At 67.2% G+C, this 16,554-nt stretch carries 16 protein-coding genes; 7 read left to right on the top strand and 9 right to left on the bottom strand.

Going from position 1 to position 16,554, the window contains the following annotated elements; translation table 11 throughout:
* Window positions 1-44: 44 nt before the first annotated feature.
* Complete coding sequence (gene tgt / locus G3M62_RS12940) at window positions 45-1,160, bottom strand: tRNA guanosine(34) transglycosylase Tgt (RefSeq protein ID WP_165187599.1); 1,116 nt, start codon at window positions 1,158-1,160, stop codon at window positions 45-47.
* Window positions 1,160-2,266, bottom strand: coding sequence for a tRNA preQ1(34) S-adenosylmethionine ribosyltransferase-isomerase QueA (queA, locus tag G3M62_RS12945; RefSeq protein ID WP_165187601.1), 1,107 nt, complete (start codon window positions 2,264-2,266; stop codon window positions 1,160-1,162). Before queA ends, tgt begins: the two co-directional genes overlap by 1 nt.
* A gap of 130 nt (window positions 2,267-2,396) precedes the next feature.
* On the opposite strand from queA, the gene G3M62_RS12950 reads away from it, so the two are divergent.
* Together G3M62_RS12950 and G3M62_RS12955 are read left to right on the top strand one after the other, a co-directional pair.
* Window positions 2,397-2,996 carry a hypothetical protein gene (locus G3M62_RS12950; RefSeq protein ID WP_165187602.1) on the top strand — a complete coding sequence of 200 codons (600 nt, stop codon included), beginning with the start codon at window positions 2,397-2,399 and terminating at the stop codon, window positions 2,994-2,996.
* A gap of 42 nt (window positions 2,997-3,038) precedes the next feature.
* Window positions 3,039-4,016: an endonuclease/exonuclease/phosphatase family protein gene (locus G3M62_RS12955; RefSeq protein WP_165187604.1), complete on the top strand. Its 978-nt coding sequence runs from the start codon at window positions 3,039-3,041 to the stop codon at window positions 4,014-4,016.
* A gap of 57 nt (window positions 4,017-4,073) precedes the next feature.
* On the opposite strand, the gene G3M62_RS12960 is transcribed toward G3M62_RS12955, so the two are convergent.
* The 3 genes from G3M62_RS12960 to G3M62_RS12970 form a co-directional block, all read right to left on the bottom strand.
* On the bottom strand, window positions 4,074-4,541 hold the full coding sequence (locus tag G3M62_RS12960; protein ID WP_165187606.1) for a peptidylprolyl isomerase: 468 nt from the start codon (window positions 4,539-4,541) through the stop codon (window positions 4,074-4,076).
* Window positions 4,542-4,667: 126 nt separating this feature from the next.
* Window positions 4,668-5,480: a peptidylprolyl isomerase gene (locus G3M62_RS12965; RefSeq protein ID WP_165191310.1), complete on the bottom strand. Its 813-nt coding sequence runs from the start codon at window positions 5,478-5,480 to the stop codon at window positions 4,668-4,670.
* Window positions 5,480-6,310, bottom strand: a complete 831-nt coding sequence (locus G3M62_RS12970; protein WP_165187608.1) for a peptidylprolyl isomerase — start codon at window positions 6,308-6,310, stop codon at window positions 5,480-5,482. Before G3M62_RS12970 ends, G3M62_RS12965 begins: the two co-directional genes overlap by 1 nt.
* 313 nt (window positions 6,311-6,623) lie before the next feature.
* Between G3M62_RS12970 and G3M62_RS12975 the strand changes: the two genes are divergently transcribed.
* The 3 genes from G3M62_RS12975 to G3M62_RS12985 all read left to right on the top strand — a co-directional run bounded on the left by G3M62_RS12975 (window position 6,624) and on the right by G3M62_RS12985 (window position 10,035).
* A complete protein-coding gene (locus G3M62_RS12975) occupies window positions 6,624-7,013 on the top strand; it encodes a hypothetical protein (RefSeq protein ID WP_165187610.1) in 390 nt (129 codons plus the stop codon).
* A gap of 164 nt (window positions 7,014-7,177) precedes the next feature.
* Window positions 7,178-8,098 carry a hypothetical protein gene (locus G3M62_RS12980; RefSeq protein WP_165187613.1) on the top strand — a complete coding sequence of 307 codons (921 nt, stop codon included), beginning with the start codon at window positions 7,178-7,180 and terminating at the stop codon, window positions 8,096-8,098.
* A gap of 32 nt (window positions 8,099-8,130) precedes the next feature.
* On the top strand, window positions 8,131-10,035 hold the full coding sequence (locus tag G3M62_RS12985; RefSeq protein ID WP_165187616.1) for a tyrosyl-tRNA deacylase: 1,905 nt from the start codon (window positions 8,131-8,133) through the stop codon (window positions 10,033-10,035).
* 53 nt (window positions 10,036-10,088) lie between these two features.
* Here G3M62_RS12985 and coaD read toward each other — a convergent pair whose 3' ends face one another.
* Both coaD and gyrA read right to left on the bottom strand, forming a co-directional pair.
* Window positions 10,089-10,577, bottom strand: a complete 489-nt coding sequence (gene coaD / locus G3M62_RS12990) for a pantetheine-phosphate adenylyltransferase (RefSeq protein WP_165187619.1) — start codon at window positions 10,575-10,577, stop codon at window positions 10,089-10,091.
* A gap of 48 nt (window positions 10,578-10,625) precedes the next feature.
* Entirely contained in the window at window positions 10,626-13,394 is a 2,769-nt protein-coding gene (gene gyrA, locus G3M62_RS12995; RefSeq protein ID WP_165187622.1) for a DNA gyrase subunit A, read from the bottom strand.
* Window positions 13,395-13,516: 122 nt separating this feature from the next.
* Here gyrA and sodC point away from each other — a divergent pair, with 122 nt between their 5' ends.
* A complete protein-coding gene (sodC, locus tag G3M62_RS13000; RefSeq protein WP_165187624.1) occupies window positions 13,517-14,026 on the top strand; it encodes a superoxide dismutase[Cu-Zn] in 510 nt (169 codons plus the stop codon).
* Between the two features lie 28 nt (window positions 14,027-14,054).
* On the top strand, window positions 14,055-14,312 hold the full coding sequence (locus G3M62_RS13005; protein WP_165187627.1) for a hypothetical protein: 258 nt from the start codon (window positions 14,055-14,057) through the stop codon (window positions 14,310-14,312).
* Window positions 14,313-14,322: 10 nt separating this feature from the next.
* Here the strand turns inward: G3M62_RS13005 and G3M62_RS13010 are convergent, their stop codons facing one another.
* Both G3M62_RS13010 and G3M62_RS13015 read right to left on the bottom strand, forming a co-directional pair.
* Window positions 14,323-15,231 (bottom strand): DMT family transporter, encoded by a 909-nt coding sequence (locus G3M62_RS13010; protein ID WP_165187628.1) that lies wholly within the window; start codon window positions 15,229-15,231, stop codon window positions 14,323-14,325.
* A gap of 13 nt (window positions 15,232-15,244) precedes the next feature.
* Window positions 15,245-16,537 carry an adenosylmethionine--8-amino-7-oxononanoate transaminase gene (locus G3M62_RS13015; RefSeq protein WP_165187630.1) on the bottom strand — a complete coding sequence of 431 codons (1,293 nt, stop codon included), beginning with the start codon at window positions 16,535-16,537 and terminating at the stop codon, window positions 15,245-15,247.
* Window positions 16,538-16,554: the final 17 nt, after the last annotated feature.

Below are 16,554 nucleotides of genomic sequence, written 5' to 3' on the forward strand. Positions count from 1 at the left end.
GAATGCCCTCTCTCTTTGAGGGAGGGATTCCGGGGTCGACCGCCCTACCCGCCCAGCTGCCGCGCGGCGAAGTCGCGCCGGAACTGCTCGAACCGACCTTCGGCGATCGCCGCGCGCATGGCCGCCGTCAGGGCCTGGAAGAAGGCGATGTTGTGCCAGGACAGCAGCACCTGGCCCAGGATCTCCTCGGCCTTGAACAGGTGGCGCAGATAGGCCTTGGAATAGTCGCGGCTGGCCGGGCAATCGCTGGTCGGGTCCAGCGGATCCTCGTCCTCGGCGTAGCGGGCGTTCTTGATGTTGATCGCCCCGTCCCAGGTCCAGGCCTGACCGTGACGACCCGAGCGGGTGGGCAGCACGCAGTCGAACATGTCGACGCCGCGATAGACCGCTTCCACCAGATCGATGGGCTTGCCCACGCCCATCAGGTAGCGCGGACGATCGGCGGGCAGCATGGCCGGCGCGTAGTCCAGCACCTCGCACATGGCCTCATGCCCCTCCCCGACCGCCAACCCGCCCAGGGCGTAGCCGTCAAAGCCGATCTCCTGCAGACGCTCGGACGACTCCTGGCGCAGATTACGGAAGGTCGAACCTTGCTGAATGCCGAACAGGGCCTGGCTGTCGCGCGTACCGAACGCGGCCTTGGAGCGCTTGCCCCAGCGCGCCGACAGCTCCATGCCCTCGCGGGCTCGCTTCTCCTCGGCGGGCCAGGCCACGCATTCGTCCAGCTGCATGACGATGTCGCTGCCCAGCAGATCGGCCTGGATCTCCATCGACCGCTCGGGGCTGAGCACGTGCTTGGAGCCGTCGATATGGCTGGAGAAGGTGACGGCCTCTTCGGTGACCTTGCTGATCCCTGACAGGCTCATCACCTGGAAGCCGCCGCTGTCGGTCAGGATCGGCTTGTCCCAGCGCATGAACTTGTGCAGCCCGCCCAGGCGCTTGATGCGCTCGGCGGTGGGCCGCAGCATCAGGTGATAGGTGTTGCCCAGGATAATGTCGGCGCCGGTGTCCTTGACCTGGTCGACGGTCATGGCCTTGACCGTGGCGGCGGTGCCCACGGGCATGAAGGCCGGCGTGCGGATGTCGCCGCGCGGGGTCTTCAGCACTCCGGTGCGGGCCGCGCCGTCGGTGGCCGAGATCTCGAAGGGAAAGGCGACCATCAGCTTTGCTCGGGTTCGGCTCGGAACAGCAGGCTGCCGTCGCCATAGGAATAGAAGCGATAGCCGGTGGCGATCGCGTGTTCGTAGGCCGACTTCATCTCGGCCTGGCCGGCGAAGGCGCTGACCAGCATGAACAGGGTCGACTTGGGCAGGTGGAAATTGGTCATCAGCACGTCGGCGGCGCGGAAGCGGTAGCCGGGGGTGATGAAGATCGCGGTCTCATCGGCGAACGGCTTGATCACGCCGTCCTCGCCCGTGGCGCTTTCCAGTAGGCGCAAGGATGTGGTGCCGACGCAGACGATGCGGCCACCGGCGGCGCGGGCCGCGTTCAGGGCGTCGGCGACAGCGGCCGGCACCTCGCCGAACTCGGCGTGCATCTTGTGCTCGGAAACGATGTCGGTCTTGACCGGCAGGAAGGTGCCGGCGCCCACGTGCAGGGTGACGAAGTGCAGGCTGACGCCCCGGGCCTTCAGCCGCTCCAGCAGGTCGGGCGTGAAGTGCAGGCCGGCGGTCGGGGCGGCCACCGAGCCGTCCTCGCGGGCATAGACGGTCTGGTAGTCGGCGCGGTCGCGGTCGTCCTCGGCCCGCTTGGCGGCGATATAGGGCGGCAGCGGCATCTCGCCGTGGGCGGCGACGGCCAGGTCCAGGTCGACGCCGGCGAAGTCGAAGGCCAGTTCGATCTCACCGCCCTCATGCTTGGCCACGACGGTGGCGTCCAGCATGCCGGCCTGGCAGGCGCGGTCCGCGTCATGGCCGAAGGCGATGCGGTCGCCTTCCTTCAGACGCTTGCCGGGACGCATGAAGGCGACCCAGCGGTCCGGCGCGATCCGCCGATGCAGGGTAGCCTCGACCGCCACCGGCGATCCGTCGCCGCCGCCGGTCCCGCGCCCCGCCCGCAGGCCCATCAGCCGGGCCGGGATCACGCGGGTGTCGTTGAAGACCAGGGCGTCGCCCGGGCGCAGGAAATCGGGCAGATCGCGCACGATCCGGTCTTCGAGATCCTGCCCCGGTCGAACGACCAGCAGGCGCGCGGAATCCCGCGGTTCGGCCGGCCGCAGGGCGATCGCCGCGTCGGGCAGGTGAAAATCGAAGTCGGACAGGCGCATGGGGCGGCTTCAAGGCCACGGCGGGGCGTCGAGGTCAAGCGTCCTGGCGCCGCGTCTCCGGCCAAGCCTCGATGGACAAACCGCGTGTTCCGCCGCCATCCTGCCGTCTCGACGTCTCACGGGGGGAACCATGACCGTCACGATCCGCCGCCTGTCGGTCCTCTGCGCCTGCATGCTCGTCGCCGCCTGCAAGCCCGCGACCGAAACCCGCAAACCGGAGACGGCCCCGGCGCCGTCCACCGCGCCGGCCGCGACGCCGCCCACGCCCGTGACCTTCTCGCACGACCCGGCGCTGGACAGCTTCGGCTATTATTTCACCGACACGACCATCCAGTCCGGTGACCTGAAACTGACCTCGCTGAACATCGGCCAGGCCAGCGACTTCGCCGACTGGGAAACCGGCAAACGCCCCGCCACCTACGCACCGATCTTCCTGGCGTTCGACGACGTCACCAGCCCGACGGCGCGGAACGAACTGGGCCAGACCTCTCACACCGTCTCGCTGCGGGTGATGCCGACGGCCTATCGCGTGGACGGCCAGGAAGTCAGCTTCCACGGCGTCGATCCCCGCCTCGGCCAGGTGACCTTCACCGGCGCCTTCGACCTGGAAGCCTTGCAGGCCGCCAAGGCCGACGGTCCCGGCGAACCGCAACCCGTGCTCAAGGGCGACTTGCAGGTCGGCGACCAACAATTCCGCAATCTCAGCTTCCAGTATTTCGGCGGCGATTAAGCCGCGCGCGAACGTCATGCGGGCGTGCTAAGGCCAGACTCGATGCGCTTGATCCTGAACCTCGCCAGCCTGTTCCTGCGTGGCACCGCCCTGATGTTCGGCTTGGTCGGCGGCCTTGCTGGCCTGGCCTGTTGGGGCGGGATGTTCAGCGGCAAGCTCGACGCGCTGACTCATCTGGCGCCCATCTGGCTGGCTTGTGGCGTGGCGGGCCTCGTCCTCGGCGCGGTCTTTACACACGAGGCCGAGCGCAAGGCGATCATCGGCCTGTCGGCGACGGCGATCATCGCCATCGGCTTGCTGATGGCGCCCGAGCTGCTGTCCGCGGCCCGCTCTCCCGCCAAGACGCCTGAAGCCCGTCCTCTGAAGCTGATCCAGTTCAACGTTTGGGCCGAGAACCACGATCCGCAGGAGACCTTGAACTGGATCCGCGCCCAGAACGCCGACGTGGTGATGCTGGAAGAGGCCGGCGGGCAATCGTGGTCCATCGTCATGGCGCTGCGCAAGGTCTATCCCTACGCCGTGTCCTGCGACGGTGATCGCTATTGCGACACCTGGATTTTCAGCCGCCTGCCGATCGTCGCGCGTCGTGGCTTCTACCAGGATGGCAGAGGCCTGCCCGGCGCCTGGGCCACGCTGCGACGTCCGGACGGCGACTTCACCGTGGCGGCCACCCACTATACCTGGCCCCTTCCCGCCGGATCGCAGCTGGCGCAGAGCCGGCGATTGATCAGCCTGCTCAAGCCGTTTCCCCGCGACAGCCTGATCGTGACGGGCGACTTCAATTCCACGCCGTGGTCGTGGAGCCTGCGGCGTCAGGACAAGGCGCTCGGACTGGAGCGACGCACCCGCGCCCTGGCCAGCTGGCCGACCGGCCGTTTCTCGCGCGTGACCGGATCTCCCTTCCCGATCCTGCCGATCGATCACGTCTATGCCGGCAAAGCCTGGAAGACCGTCAAGGTCGAGCGCGGCCCCAGCCTGGGCTCCGACCACCGGCCCGTCGTGGTGACGCTGGCGCGCTGACGCCCAGCAAAAAGGCCCCGGTCTCCCGGGGCCTTTTCAATTCCAATCCCGTCGCGCTTAGGCGTCGGCGGCGATCTTGGCGCTGAGGATCTTGCCCGGCGTGCGCGGCGGCTCGCCGGTCGGCAGGGAATCGACGTTCTCCATGCCTTCGACCACCTGGCCCCAGACGGTGTACTGGTTGTCCAGGAAGGTGGCGTCGTCGAACACGATGAAGAACTGGCTGTTGGCCGAGTTCGGATCGGGCGTGCGGGCCATCGAGCAAATGCCGCGCACGTGCGGCTCCTTGGAGAACTCGGCCTTGATGTCCGGCTTGGCCGAACCGCCGCGGCCGGTGCCGGTCGGATCGCCGCCCTGGGCCATGAAGCCCGGGATCACGCGGTGAAAGACCACGCCGTCATAGAAGCCTTCGCGGACCAGTTCCTTGATCCGGTCGACGTGGCCAGGCGCCAGGTCGGGACGCAGCTTGATCGTGACAGGCCCGGTCTCGAGCGTCAGCAGCAGGGTGTTTTCGAGGTCGGCCGACATGGTCATCCCTTAAAGCTTTTGGGGGGAGGCAATGGAGTCGGAAAGGCTTCTAACCCGCTTTCCATAAGGGGGAAACCGCTCGGATGCGCCCGAGGGCGGATCAATTGTCACAGCCCAGTTTACAATCTAGCGGATATCCACGGCCAGATCGACGTCGCAGACCGAGAAGTCGGCGCCTCGCGCGGCGCGCTTGCGGGCCACCTCGGCCTTGAACCAGGCGCTTGCCGTATCGACCACGCGGACGCTCGGACGCTCGGCCGCCGGGATGTCGGAGAGCAGGCGCACCTTCAGCATCTGGTCCTGCGGCTTGGCCACCGGCTCGCCGGTCTTGATGGCCCGGACCACGTCCAGGCCGCTCAGCACGCGGCCGTAGGCGGTGTAGCGCTTGTCCAGCGAGGGATAGGGCTGGCGCATCAGGAAGAACTGGCTGTTAGCCGAATTGACGTCCTCGTCGCGGGCCTCGCCGACCACGCCGGGGCAATAGGTCCCCCACGCAGAGACCTTCTTGTCCGACGTGGCCTCGGCCCAGCTCCAGGCCTGGCTGACGACCGGCAGCGACTTGAGGAACCCGACCTCGGTCCCGGCCGGGGCGGCGGTGGCCGCGAACGGCGTCGAGGCGTCCCGGCGGAAGGTGAACTCGGCCTTGAGATTGGGCTTTTTCGTACCGCCCTCCCCCGTGTCGTCCGGATCGCCGGTCTGGGCCATGAAGCGGTCGATCACCCGAAAGAAGGTGCGGTCGTCATAGACGCCCTCGCGGGTCAGCTCCTGAAAGCGCGCCACATGGCCGGGCGCGACCTCGGGGACCAGCTCGACGATGATCCGGCCCTTGTTGGTGTCGATCACCACCACGTCCTCGGGCGCCGGCGTCCGCCACTCGGCCGCCTTGGGCGGCGCGACCGTGACGAAGCCCGCGAGCACGGCGACCAGAGGACGGATCATCATTTCGCCTGCGCCTCTTTCACCTGGACGGGAATGGTGACGTCGCACGGCCCGAAGGCCGCGCCCATCTCGGTCCGCTTCTTCTCGACCAGCGCCGCGAAGGCGGCCGAGCGGGTGTCCATCACCTGGATGCTGGGACGTTGGGCGGCGGGCATGTCGGACAGCACCCGGACGGTCAGCATCTTGTCCTGCGGCGCGGCCACCGGCTCGCCCACCTTGATCGCGCGAATGGCCTCGATGCCCGTCAGGGCGCGACCGAACGGCGTGTAGGTCTTTTCCAGCGAGGCGTAGTGCTGGCGCATGAAGAAGAACTGGCTGTTGGCGCTGTCCAGATCGTTGGCGCGGGCCATGCCCAGCACCCCGGGGCAGAACGCGCCCCAGCCGGCCACCTTGCCGTCGGCGGTCATGGCCGCCAGGGCGCTGTTCTGGCTGTAGACCGGCATCGCGCCGACAAAGCCCATCTCGGTGGACCCGGACTTGCCGGCCGGCACGTAGCCGGCGCCACGCCGGAACAGGAACTCGGCCGCCAGGTTCGGCTGATCCGAACCGCCGGTGCCGTCGTTCTTCGGGTCGCCCGTCTGGGCCATGAAGCTGTCGATGACGCGGAAGAAGGTCAGGTTGTCGTAGAAGTGGGCCTTGGCCAGTTCGCGCACCCGCGCCACGTGGTTCGGCGCCGTCTCGGGCGACAGTTCGACGATGATCCGGCCCTTGTTGGTGTCGACCACCAGGATGTTCTCGGGGTCGGGCGTACGCCAGTCGGAGGCCGATTGGGCGCTGGCGGCGGTGGCCACGGTAAGCGCCAGGACGGCGGCGATGGACGCAAGCTTCATGGAGATCCCCGAATAGACTGGTGACGGCGTAGAACGCCGCCGCCCGCACGACAAGTGGGCGCGCGTTAGAGCTGAAGATTCCGGCGAGTTTGGGGTGAAGTTCCGAGTTCGACTTCGCAAGCGCCCCGCGCGCGAAGTCGGCCCAATCACCCTCCATGGATGCTGCAATACACACCGCACCCTTTGGTTGACTCGCTCCGGGATAGATCCCAATAATCTCCATACGAGAACTGGGCGCCGACAACAATCGAGGCGCGATTTGCGCTGACGCCACGGTCCTAGAGGTCCGAGAGCCTGCTCGATGGGGGGAACCATGCGTCCGATCGTTGTCGCCGCCATCGCATCCACGGCCGGGGCGATCCTGGTCTTCTGCGCGAACGCGGCTGTCGCTCAGTGCGCCAGCGCCGCGCCCGATCGCTGCACCGCCCAGCAGTGCGCTCAGCGACATCAGTCGCAGGTCACGGCCTGCGGAAGCATCTCCGGGCCGCCCTACGCCTACATGTGCACCCGGGTGACCCGCGACAGAGACAAGGCCGACTTTGTCACCAAGAACCTGCGCTGCCTGCAGGCCCGCCGCAGCACCAGCGAATGCTTCGCCCAGATCGACGCCGGTCACAGACATCAGATCACGACCTTGAAGAACGCGGTCACAAGCTGCGGCGGAACCGTTCCGGTGAACCCCTTCAACCCAAATCGCCCATAGGCCGGCGCCGCGAGATCCGTCGCGACGGCCCGACCCGATCTTTCCGAGACGGCTCGTCTCAGGGCGATCAGCCCCAAACGAGAACAAGCCGCTTCGCGGCGTCAGATATCCAAGGGGGATCCATGGTTCGGCTATCATCCGGCGAAAGACCGTCCGCGCATCCGATGGGGCGTCGCGGCGCCGCGTCGGCGATCCGCCGAACCGCCGCGACACTGGCGTGGCTGATCGGGTTGCTGACGGGGCTGGGCCTGGCGCAATCACCGGCCTGGGCCCTTCCCCAGGAAGCGTTGACGCCGGCGGCGATCAAGGAATTCGAGCAGAAGCTGGACACCGCGCGCGCCGCCCAATCGGTCGTCGCCGGGCGGGTGGTCTGTTTCGAACAGCAAGACGCGGCGCTCGTGAAGGAGCGCGACGCGGACCAGCGACGTCTGGGCGAACTTGTCACGCACAGGCGAGACCTTGAAGCCCAGACCGCCCAGCAAAGAGAAGCCTATGAAGGCTTCCGGCGGCTGTATGACGAAGAGCGAACTCGATACGACCAGATCAGGCAGGAACTCGACAGGCTCCTGGCCTACAGAGCGGCCAAGGAACATGCGCTTCGCGAGTGCAAGCGCCAGTTCGGTCCCTTTGGCTTCATGTGCGATCTCTCAAAGGAGATCGGAGAGATCACGGGCCTGATCCAGAGGAACGACAACGAGATCAACGTTGCCTACCGCCGCATTCAAGACGCCGAAGCGGGCATGACGCAAGCCAACGAGAACTACCGCCAAAGCGCCGAGGCGTTGGCCAGAACCCAGGAAGACACCGCCCGGACCGAGCGGGAAATCCGGGCAGCCGAGGCCTCGATCAGCCGCCTGCAGGCGACCCTGGCGGTCCTCAGGCCCGAGGTTCACGACAACAAGGTGCTGCTGGACGAATTCGCCGACGCCCTGCGCGAGGCGAAGGGCGTCGGCCGGGCGCCGGGCGCCCGAAGGGTTCGAACCCTGGCCGCCCAGGTGGACGAGGCCACCCGCAAGTCGGACGCCGTTCTCGCTCACGCCAAGACGATCCTGACCGAACAGCAGTTCGCGACCTGCTTCCGATAGCCAACCTGAATTTGTCCCGACAGGAGCAAACCATGTCCGACCCCGTCCCCTTCAGAAGCCAAGCCGCGCTGCTCTCGGACAGCATCGAGGATGAGGTGGAGAAGATCCGCGCCAGGGAACCGCTCGAACTGGTCCGCCGGGACAGCCGGCTGGTTCAGCTCTACGTCCAGAAGATCGAGGGCACGTACAACGTCGGCCGCGCGAAGACCGACACCGACAACGCCATCGACCTTCTCTACATCGCCTACAACACCACCCCGCAGGAGGAAGGCGAAATCCGCGTCAAGATCTCCGCGATCATGGACAAGCTGATCCTGGCGCAGGGCGAGAGCGAGCGGACGATGGCCGACGCGATGCGCACGGCCACCAACGTCATCAGCGTTCTGGACGACATGTTGCCCGTCTGGCTGGACGCGCGCGAGGAGCAGAAGGCCGACCTCGTCAAGGCCTTCGTCACCGGCGACCTGCTGGAGCTGGCCACCGACATCAAGACCCGGGCCACGGCCATCAAGGACCGGCTGCTGCGGATCGCGGAATCGTATGACCGCATCATCGTCGAGACCGCTTCGGCGTCGGAGGTCAGCGAGCGGGCGCTCGGCCGCCGCCTGATCGATCAGCAGGCCCTTCAGGACGAAATCGACGAGGCCAACGCCGAACGCGAACAACTGGACTCCCTGGTCCGGGACCTGAGGGAGGAGGTCCAGAAGTTCGAGGCCAGGGCGCGCCAGTACGAGGAGCGCGCCACCACCGCCGAGCAGCGGGCGTTCATCATGCAGATCGTCAAGATCGGCGCCCAGGTGGTGGCCGCGGCCATCCCGCCGATCGCCATGGCGGCCGGCGGCGCCGCCACGGGCGGCGCGTCGGTGATCGCCGCCTCCACCTTGAACACCTTGAGACAGACGACCGAGGCCGGCGGCGAGGATGAGGGCGCGGGCGACACCCCGAAACCCGACGTCACCGCCGAAACCATCCAGACCAAGAAGGACATCGCCCAGACCAAGAAGGAGCTGACGCTCGCGGAAAAGAAGGTCGGCGAAATCGAGGACAGGGTCGAAGGCCTGCGCAGGGACCTCACCAAGGCCCAGGAGGAGGATGAGACGCAGGTCGACGCCGACACCTCCGAAGAGGCCGTCGAGCAGCCCACGGACGGCGAGGCGGTCAAGGCGATCAGGCGGCGACTGAAGGAGGCCAAGACCGAGCTGGAAGCGGCCCAGAAGAAGACCCGGATGCTGGTCGGCGTGCTGTCCGGGCTTCAGGATTCGCTGAAGGCCCTGGCCCAGGGACTTGGCGAGCTGTCACAGGCGCAGAAGGACGAAGCGGCCGGACTGCGTGAAATCCAGATGAGGATGCTGGACAAGGCCGAGGCCTACGAGCGGGAGCGGCGCGAGCAGGCGGCCAAGCTGGTGAGGATCACCGCCCTCATGAAAGGCAAGCTTTCCAAGGACGAAACGATCAAGCTGGCGATCAAGTCGCTCAACATCAGCCTGAGCGCGCTAAAGCGCACCAAGGAGATCGTCGAGGAGATCGCGTTCTTCTTCAAATCGTTCGCCGACTTCATGGACCAGGTCGCCGAGGAGGCGAACAACGAGATCGCCAGGGCCAATCGCGTGGCCGCCGGGTCGTCCATCGGCAGGGCCGTACTGCGGCAGCTGATCAAGACGACCGACGGGTTCTTCATCCGGCAGAGCGGTCAATGGCGCGCGGTGTACCTGGTCTCCGACGCCTTCAACCGCAGTTTCGCCGAGGGTCGTTCGAAGCTGAACCGTCTCAGCGGCAAGTACATCACCGGCGACGAGCTCACGGCCTATCTGCAAGCGGCCGCGGTTCTGCTCAGGAAGATCGCCGACGAACGTGACGACGCCTCCAAGGCGCGACTTCTCCTGCTCGAGGAAAGCCGCGCGGCGCTGTACGAGAAGGCGACCAAGGAAAGCGCCTAGGTCGCCGGAAAGCGCCAGGAGTTCCTTTTGGAGGGCGGTCCGGCCGACCGCCCCTACTTCGCCAGCTTGCCCAGCAGTTGCTCGGCCACGCCCGGCGGCACGAACTTGTGGACGTCGCCGCCCAAGGCCGCGATCTCCTTGACCAGGCGCGAGGCGATGGCCTGGTGGCGCGGATCGGCCATCAGAAACACGGTCTCGATCTCGCGGTCGAGCTGCTGGTTCATGGCCGTCATCTGGAATTCGTATTCGAAGTCGGCCACGGCCCGCAGGCCGCGCACGATCATCTGGGCCCCGACCTCGCGGGCGAAGTGCATCAGCAGGCTGTCGAACGGCCGGACCTCGATCTCGGCGATCTTGGTCAGGTGAGCCGTTTCGCGGCGCACCATTTCCACCCGTTCCTCCAGCGAGAACAGCGGCCCCTTGCCGATGTTCACCGCCACCCCGATCACCAGCCGATCGACCAGCTTGACCGCCCGACCGATGATGTCGAGGTGCCCGTTGGTGACCGGGTCAAACGTGCCCGGATAGAGACCGATCCGCATGCTTTTCCTCACCCGAGCCTAAGCTCGCTGGCCCTTCCCGTGGGTCGCTTACGAGGTCTCGTCCGCCTCGTTTTCATCGCCCGTGCTGTCGTCACCGCCGGTTTCGGCGAGACGCTCGACGCTGACGACATGTTCGTCCTTCGCCGTGCGGAAGATGGTTACGCCTTGAGTATTCCGCGCTGCAACACGAATTTGCGAAACAGGCACGCGGATCAGCTGACCGGCGTCGGTGACCAGCAGGATCTGATCGCTGTCCTCGACCGGGAACGAGCCCACCAGCTTGCCGCCGCGCTTGGACAGATCCTGGGCCGTCAGGCCCTGGCCGCCACGGCCGGTGCGGCGATAGTCGTAGGCGCTGGTGCGCTTGCCGAAGCCTTCCGACGACACCGTCAGCAGGATTTCCTCGGCCGCGCCCAGTTCGGCGATGCGTTCCGGCGTCAGGCTGGCCTCGCCGCCCTCTTCCTCGCCCTCTTCCGCCGCGGCCGGAGCCTCGTCGCCTTCCTCGCCCAGGGCGCGGGCCAAGGCCCGCTGGTGCTTGAGGTAGGCGGCGCGTTCGGCCGGGGTGGCGTCGACATTGCGCAGCACGCTCATCGAGATGACGCTGTCGCCATCGGCCAGGCGCACGCCGCGCACGCCGGTGGAATCACGGCTGGCGAACACCCGCACTTCGTCGGTCGAGAAGCGGATGCAGCGGCCCGAGGCGGTGTTGAGCAGGATGTCCTTGCTGCTGTCGCAGACGGCCACGCCGACGATGCCGTCGCCTTCGTCCAGCTTCATGGCGATCTTGCCGTTGCGGCGCACGTCCACGAAGTCGCTGAGCTTGTTGCGACGCACGCTGCCCGAACGGGTGGCGAACATCACGTCCAGGCCGTCCCAGGTGGCCTCGTCCTCCGGAAGCGTCAGGATCGAGGTGATGGTTTCGCCCGGCTCGATCGGCAACAGGTTGACGAACGCCTTGCCGCGGCTGTTGGCGACGCCTTGCGGCAGACGCCAGACCTTCATCTTGTAGACCTTGCCGCCCGAGGTGAAGAACAGCAGCGGGGCGTGGGTCGAGGCCGAGAACACGCGGGTGACCGCGTCCTCGGTCTTGGTGGCCATGCCCGACTTGCCCTTGCCGCCGCGATGCTGCGTGCGATAGGCGGCCAGCGGGGTGCGCTTGACGTAGCCGCCCAGGGTGACGGTGATGACCATGTCCTCGCGGACGATCAGGTCCTCGTCTTCCACGTCGGCGTCGCCGTCGACGATCTGGCAGCGGCGCGGAATGGCGAACTTGTCGCGCACCTCGACCAGCTCCTCGCGGACCACGGCCATGATGTTGGCGCGGTCCGACAGCAGGTCCAGATAGCCCTTGATGGCCTCGGCCAGGGTGGCGGCCTCGTTGCCGATCTCGTCACGGCCCAGGCCGGTCAGGCGCGACAGGGTCAGGGCCAGGATGGCGCGGGCCTGCTCGTCGGTCAGGCGGATCAGGCCGCCCTCTTCCTGCACCGTGCGCGGGTCGGCGATCAGCTCGACCAGCGGCAGCATGTCGCCAGCCGGCCAGGATTTGGCCACCAGGCGCTCGCGGGCCTCGGTCGGATCCTTGGACGAGCGGATGATGTGGATGAATTCGTCGATATTGGCGACGGCGATGGTCAGGCCGACCAGGACGTGGCCGCGGTCGCGCGCCTTGCCCAGCTCGAACTTGGTGCGTCGGACCACGACCTCTTCGCGGAAATTAACGAAGATCTCGATCAGCTCGCGCAGGCCCATCTGCGAGGGGCGGCCGCGGTTCAGGGCCAGCATGTTGACGCCGAACGAGCTTTGCAGCGCCGTGAAGCGGTAGAGCTGGTTGAGGATCACCTCGCCCGAGGCGTCGCGCTTCAGCTCGACCACGATGCGCATGCCGTCGCGGTTGGACTCGTCGCGGATGTCGGACACGCCCTCGATCCGCTTATCGCGGACCATTTCGGCGATGTACTCGACCAGGTTAGCCTTGTTCACCTGATAGGGAATGGCCGTGATGATGATGGCTTCGCGGCCGGTGCGGATCTCTTCCACCGTGGCCAGGCCGCGCATGATCACCGAGCCGCGGCCCGTCAGCAGCGCCTGGCGGGGGCCGGCGCGGCCGATGATCTCGCCGCCGGTCGGGAAGTCGGGGCCCGGCACCAGGTCCAGCAGCTGATCGGTGGTGACGCTCGGGTCGTCGATCATCAGCAGGCAGGCGTCGATCACCTCGCCCAGATTGTGCGGCGGAATGTTGGTGGCCATGCCGACGGCGATGCCGCCCGCGCCGTTGACCAGCAGGTTGGGGATCCGCGACGGCAGGACGACGGGTTCCTGCTCCTTGCCGTCGTAGTTGTCCTGGAAGTCGACGGTGTTCTTGTCGAGGTCGGCCAGCAGCGACATGGCCGGCGGAGCCATGCGGCACTCGGTGTAACGCATGGCGGCGGGCATGTCGCCGTCGACGGAACCGAAGTTACCCTGGCCGTCGATGAGCACCAGGCCCATCGAGAACGACTGGGTCATGCGCACCAGGGTGAAGTAGATCGAGGCGTCGCCGTGCGGGTGGTACTTACCCATGACGTCACCGACCACGCGGGCCGACTTGACGTAGGGCCGCTCGGGCGTCTGGCCCTGCTCGTGCATCGAGAACAGCACGCGGCGGTGCACCGGCTTCAGCCCGTCGCGGGCGTCCGGAAGGGCCCGACTGACGATCACGCTCATCGCATAGTCGAGATACGAACGGCGCAGTTCGTCCTCGATATTGATGGGGGTAACGTCCCCGCGAGACGCCGGCGAGGCCGGGGACCCGGGGATAGTGTTTTGATCGTCGCTCAAGGGAATTTTTCGCCGTCAGAATCGAACACGGAACCGTCAAAAACAGTTAGCATTCCCCTCGCCAAGACGCCACCTTCGCGGCCCTAACCCCCATGTTCCTTGGGGCAATCCGGGAGTTTCACATGCGTTTGACCGCCCTCGCCCTCTCCTTCGGCCTGATCGCCGCCGCGACCACCGCTCAAGCCGCCACCGCCGAGCTGAAGGGCGCGGACGGCAAGACGATCGGAACCGCCACCCTGACCGAGGCGCCGCACGGCGTGCTGCTGCGGATCGAGGCCAAGGGCCTGACGCCGGGCTGGCACGGCCTGCACTTCCACGAGAAGGGCGATTGCGGCACGCCGGACTTCAAATCGGCCGGCGCCCACGTCCACACGACCACCACGGTCGTCCATGGCCTGCTGAACCCGGACGGTAACGACAACGGCGACCTGCCCAACCTGTTCGTCTCTTCCGACGGCGCGGCGACGGCCGAACTGTTCTCGCCGCTGGTGTCGCTGAACGGCGCGGGCGGCCGCCCCGCCCTGCTCGACGCCGACGGCTCGTCGATCGTCGTCCACGCCAGCCCCGACGACTACAAGACCCAGCCGATCGGCGGGGCCGGCGCGCGAGTGGCCTGCGGGGTGGTGAAGTAGCTCACCATACCGAACTCAGGGAAAGCCAATGAAAAACAAGGCCGGTCATTCAATCTGGTTTGTGCGACGGCTAGGCTTTTTGCTTTCACCGGTCAGCCTCGAAGGTTTCGCCCTCCTGTTCACAGGAGTCGCGGCGGCTCTGGGATTGCCAGCGCTCGGCAGGTGGTTGTCCCTTCACGGGCTTGATGCCGCGCTGGGCGACGTGATGAGCGTGACGGGGTTTTTCTCGATATTCGTCACCTACGGCGTCGCGGCGCGGCACTCCTCGTCCGTAGATCCCTATTAGCGAAATGCCTCTAGGTCGCCTCGCCCTCGGGCGGGGCGGCCTTCTTCGCGGTCAGGGCCACCAGCGCCACGCCGACCAGGGTGGCCACCGCGCCTATCACCAGCTGCGGCGACAGCTTGTCGCCCATGAACAGCACCCCGATGGTGCACGACACCAGCGGCGTCAGCAGGAAATAGGGCGTCACCCGCCCCGCTTCGCGCCGCTGGACCAGCCAGAACAGCAGGGCGCTGGCCCCGATGGTCGAGACCACGCCCGCGAAGGCCACGCAGGCCCAGGCGATCGGCTGGGCGGCCTGCACCCGTTCCACCACGTGCGGCTCGAAGCCGAACGACATGGCCAGCAGGACCGGCGCGGCGACCACGGCGGTCATGGCCTGGACCTGCAAGGGCTTGGCGCCGGGGGTCTGGCGCACCAGCACCGTGGCGAACGCCCAGCAGGCGCTGGCGATCAGCACCAGCACGATGGCCGGCAGATCGGCCGCGCCATGCGGGTCCAAACTCATCCAGGCCACGCCGGCGAAAGCCACGACCAGGCCGGCGACGGCCAGGGGCTTCATGGTCTCGCCCAGCATCTTCCAGGCGAACAGGGCCGTGAACGGGATCCACAGCTGGTTGGCCACCACCAGCGGGCTCAACGACTTGGCCATGCCGAACGCGATATAGATGACGCCGAAGTGGATCGGTCCCGTCAGCAGGCAGATGGCCACCAGGCGCTTCGACCAGGGAAGCGGTGGTTTCAGGAACGGAAACAGGAAGGCCAGGGCGAAGGCGAAGCGCAATGTCCCGACCATCATCGGCGGCAGCTGCGCGGTCGCCACCTTGCCCGCGCAGTTGTTCAGCCCCCAGACCAGGATGATCGCGGCGATCGCCAGGCGTTCGAGACCTGACAACGGGCCGTTCTGGGGCGTGCTGGAAGACATGGTCCCGCTTGGATCAGACCCCGCCCGATCCTTCAACCCCGCCCGCCCCGATCACCTTGCGGATCGCCGCGAACAGGATCTCCAGATCCGCGTCCGGCGTCGTGAAGGCCGGGGTCAGGTACACGGTCTTGCCCATCGGCCGAATCCACGCCCCCTCGGCGGCGAAGGCGTCGCACAGGGCGCCGACGGCCACCGGCGCGTCGAACTCCATCACCCCGATCGCGCCCAGCACCCGCACGTCGACCACGCCCGGCGCGGTCCGCACCGGCTCCAGCCCCTTGGCCAAGGCCGCCGACACCCGCGCCACGTTCATGCGCCAGGCGCCGTCCTCGAACAGGTCCAGCGAAGCGTTGGCGGCGGCGCAGGCCAGGGCGTTGCCCATGTAGGTGGGGCCGTGCATCAACGCCGCCCCGGCTTCGTCGGACCAAAAAGCCTCGAACACCCTGGTCGAGGCCACGGCGACCGACAGCGGCAGGGTCCCGCCGGTCAGGGCCTTGGACAGGGTGACAATGTCGGGCTCGACCCCCGCCGCCTGCATGGCGAACAACTCGCCCGTGCGGCCAAAGCCGGTGAAGATCTCGTCGAAGATCAGCAGCACGCCGTGCTTGTCGGCGGCCCGGCGCAGGCGGCGCAGCACCTCGGGATCGTGGAACAGCATGCCGCCCGCGCCCTGCACCAGCGGCTCGGTCAGGATCGCGGCGATCTCCCCGCCCCGCTGCGCCAGCAGGGCGTCGAGCGCGGCTTCCGAAGCAGTGTCCACCGGCAGGTCGGCGATCACCTGGCTCGGCATGACGCCGGAGAACAGGCTATGCATGCCCTCCTCCGGGTCGCAGACCGTCATCGTCGCCAGGGTGTCGCCGTGATAGCCGCCCCGGAACGACAGGAACCGCGTGCGCCCTTGCCGGCCCTGGTTGATATGGAACTGCAGCGCCATCTTCATGGCGATCTCGACCGCCACCGAGCCCGACTCGGCGAAGAAGGCGTGGTTCAGGTCGCCCGGCAGGATGTCGGCCAAACGCTTGGCCAGGCGATAGGCCGGCTCATGGGCCAGGCCACCGAACATCACGTGCGGCATCCGCTCCAGCTGATCGCGCACCGCCTGGGCGATATGCGGATGGTTGTAGCCGTGACAGGCCGTCCACCACGAGGCCAGGCCGTCGACCAACTCGCGCCCGTCGTCCAGAATCAGCCGCGACCCTCGCGTGGAAACCACCGGCAGCGGCGGTCGGGCGGTCTTCATCTGGCAATAGGGCCGCCAGACGTGAGGCGCGCCAGCCACCAGCCAGTCGGGGCTTTCAGCGGTCATGGGGGCGATCCTTCGTT

Origin of the sequence: Caulobacter soli, from assembly GCF_011045195.1 — a bacterium.
Taxonomy (GTDB): Bacteria; Pseudomonadota; Alphaproteobacteria; order Caulobacterales; family Caulobacteraceae; genus Caulobacter; species Caulobacter soli.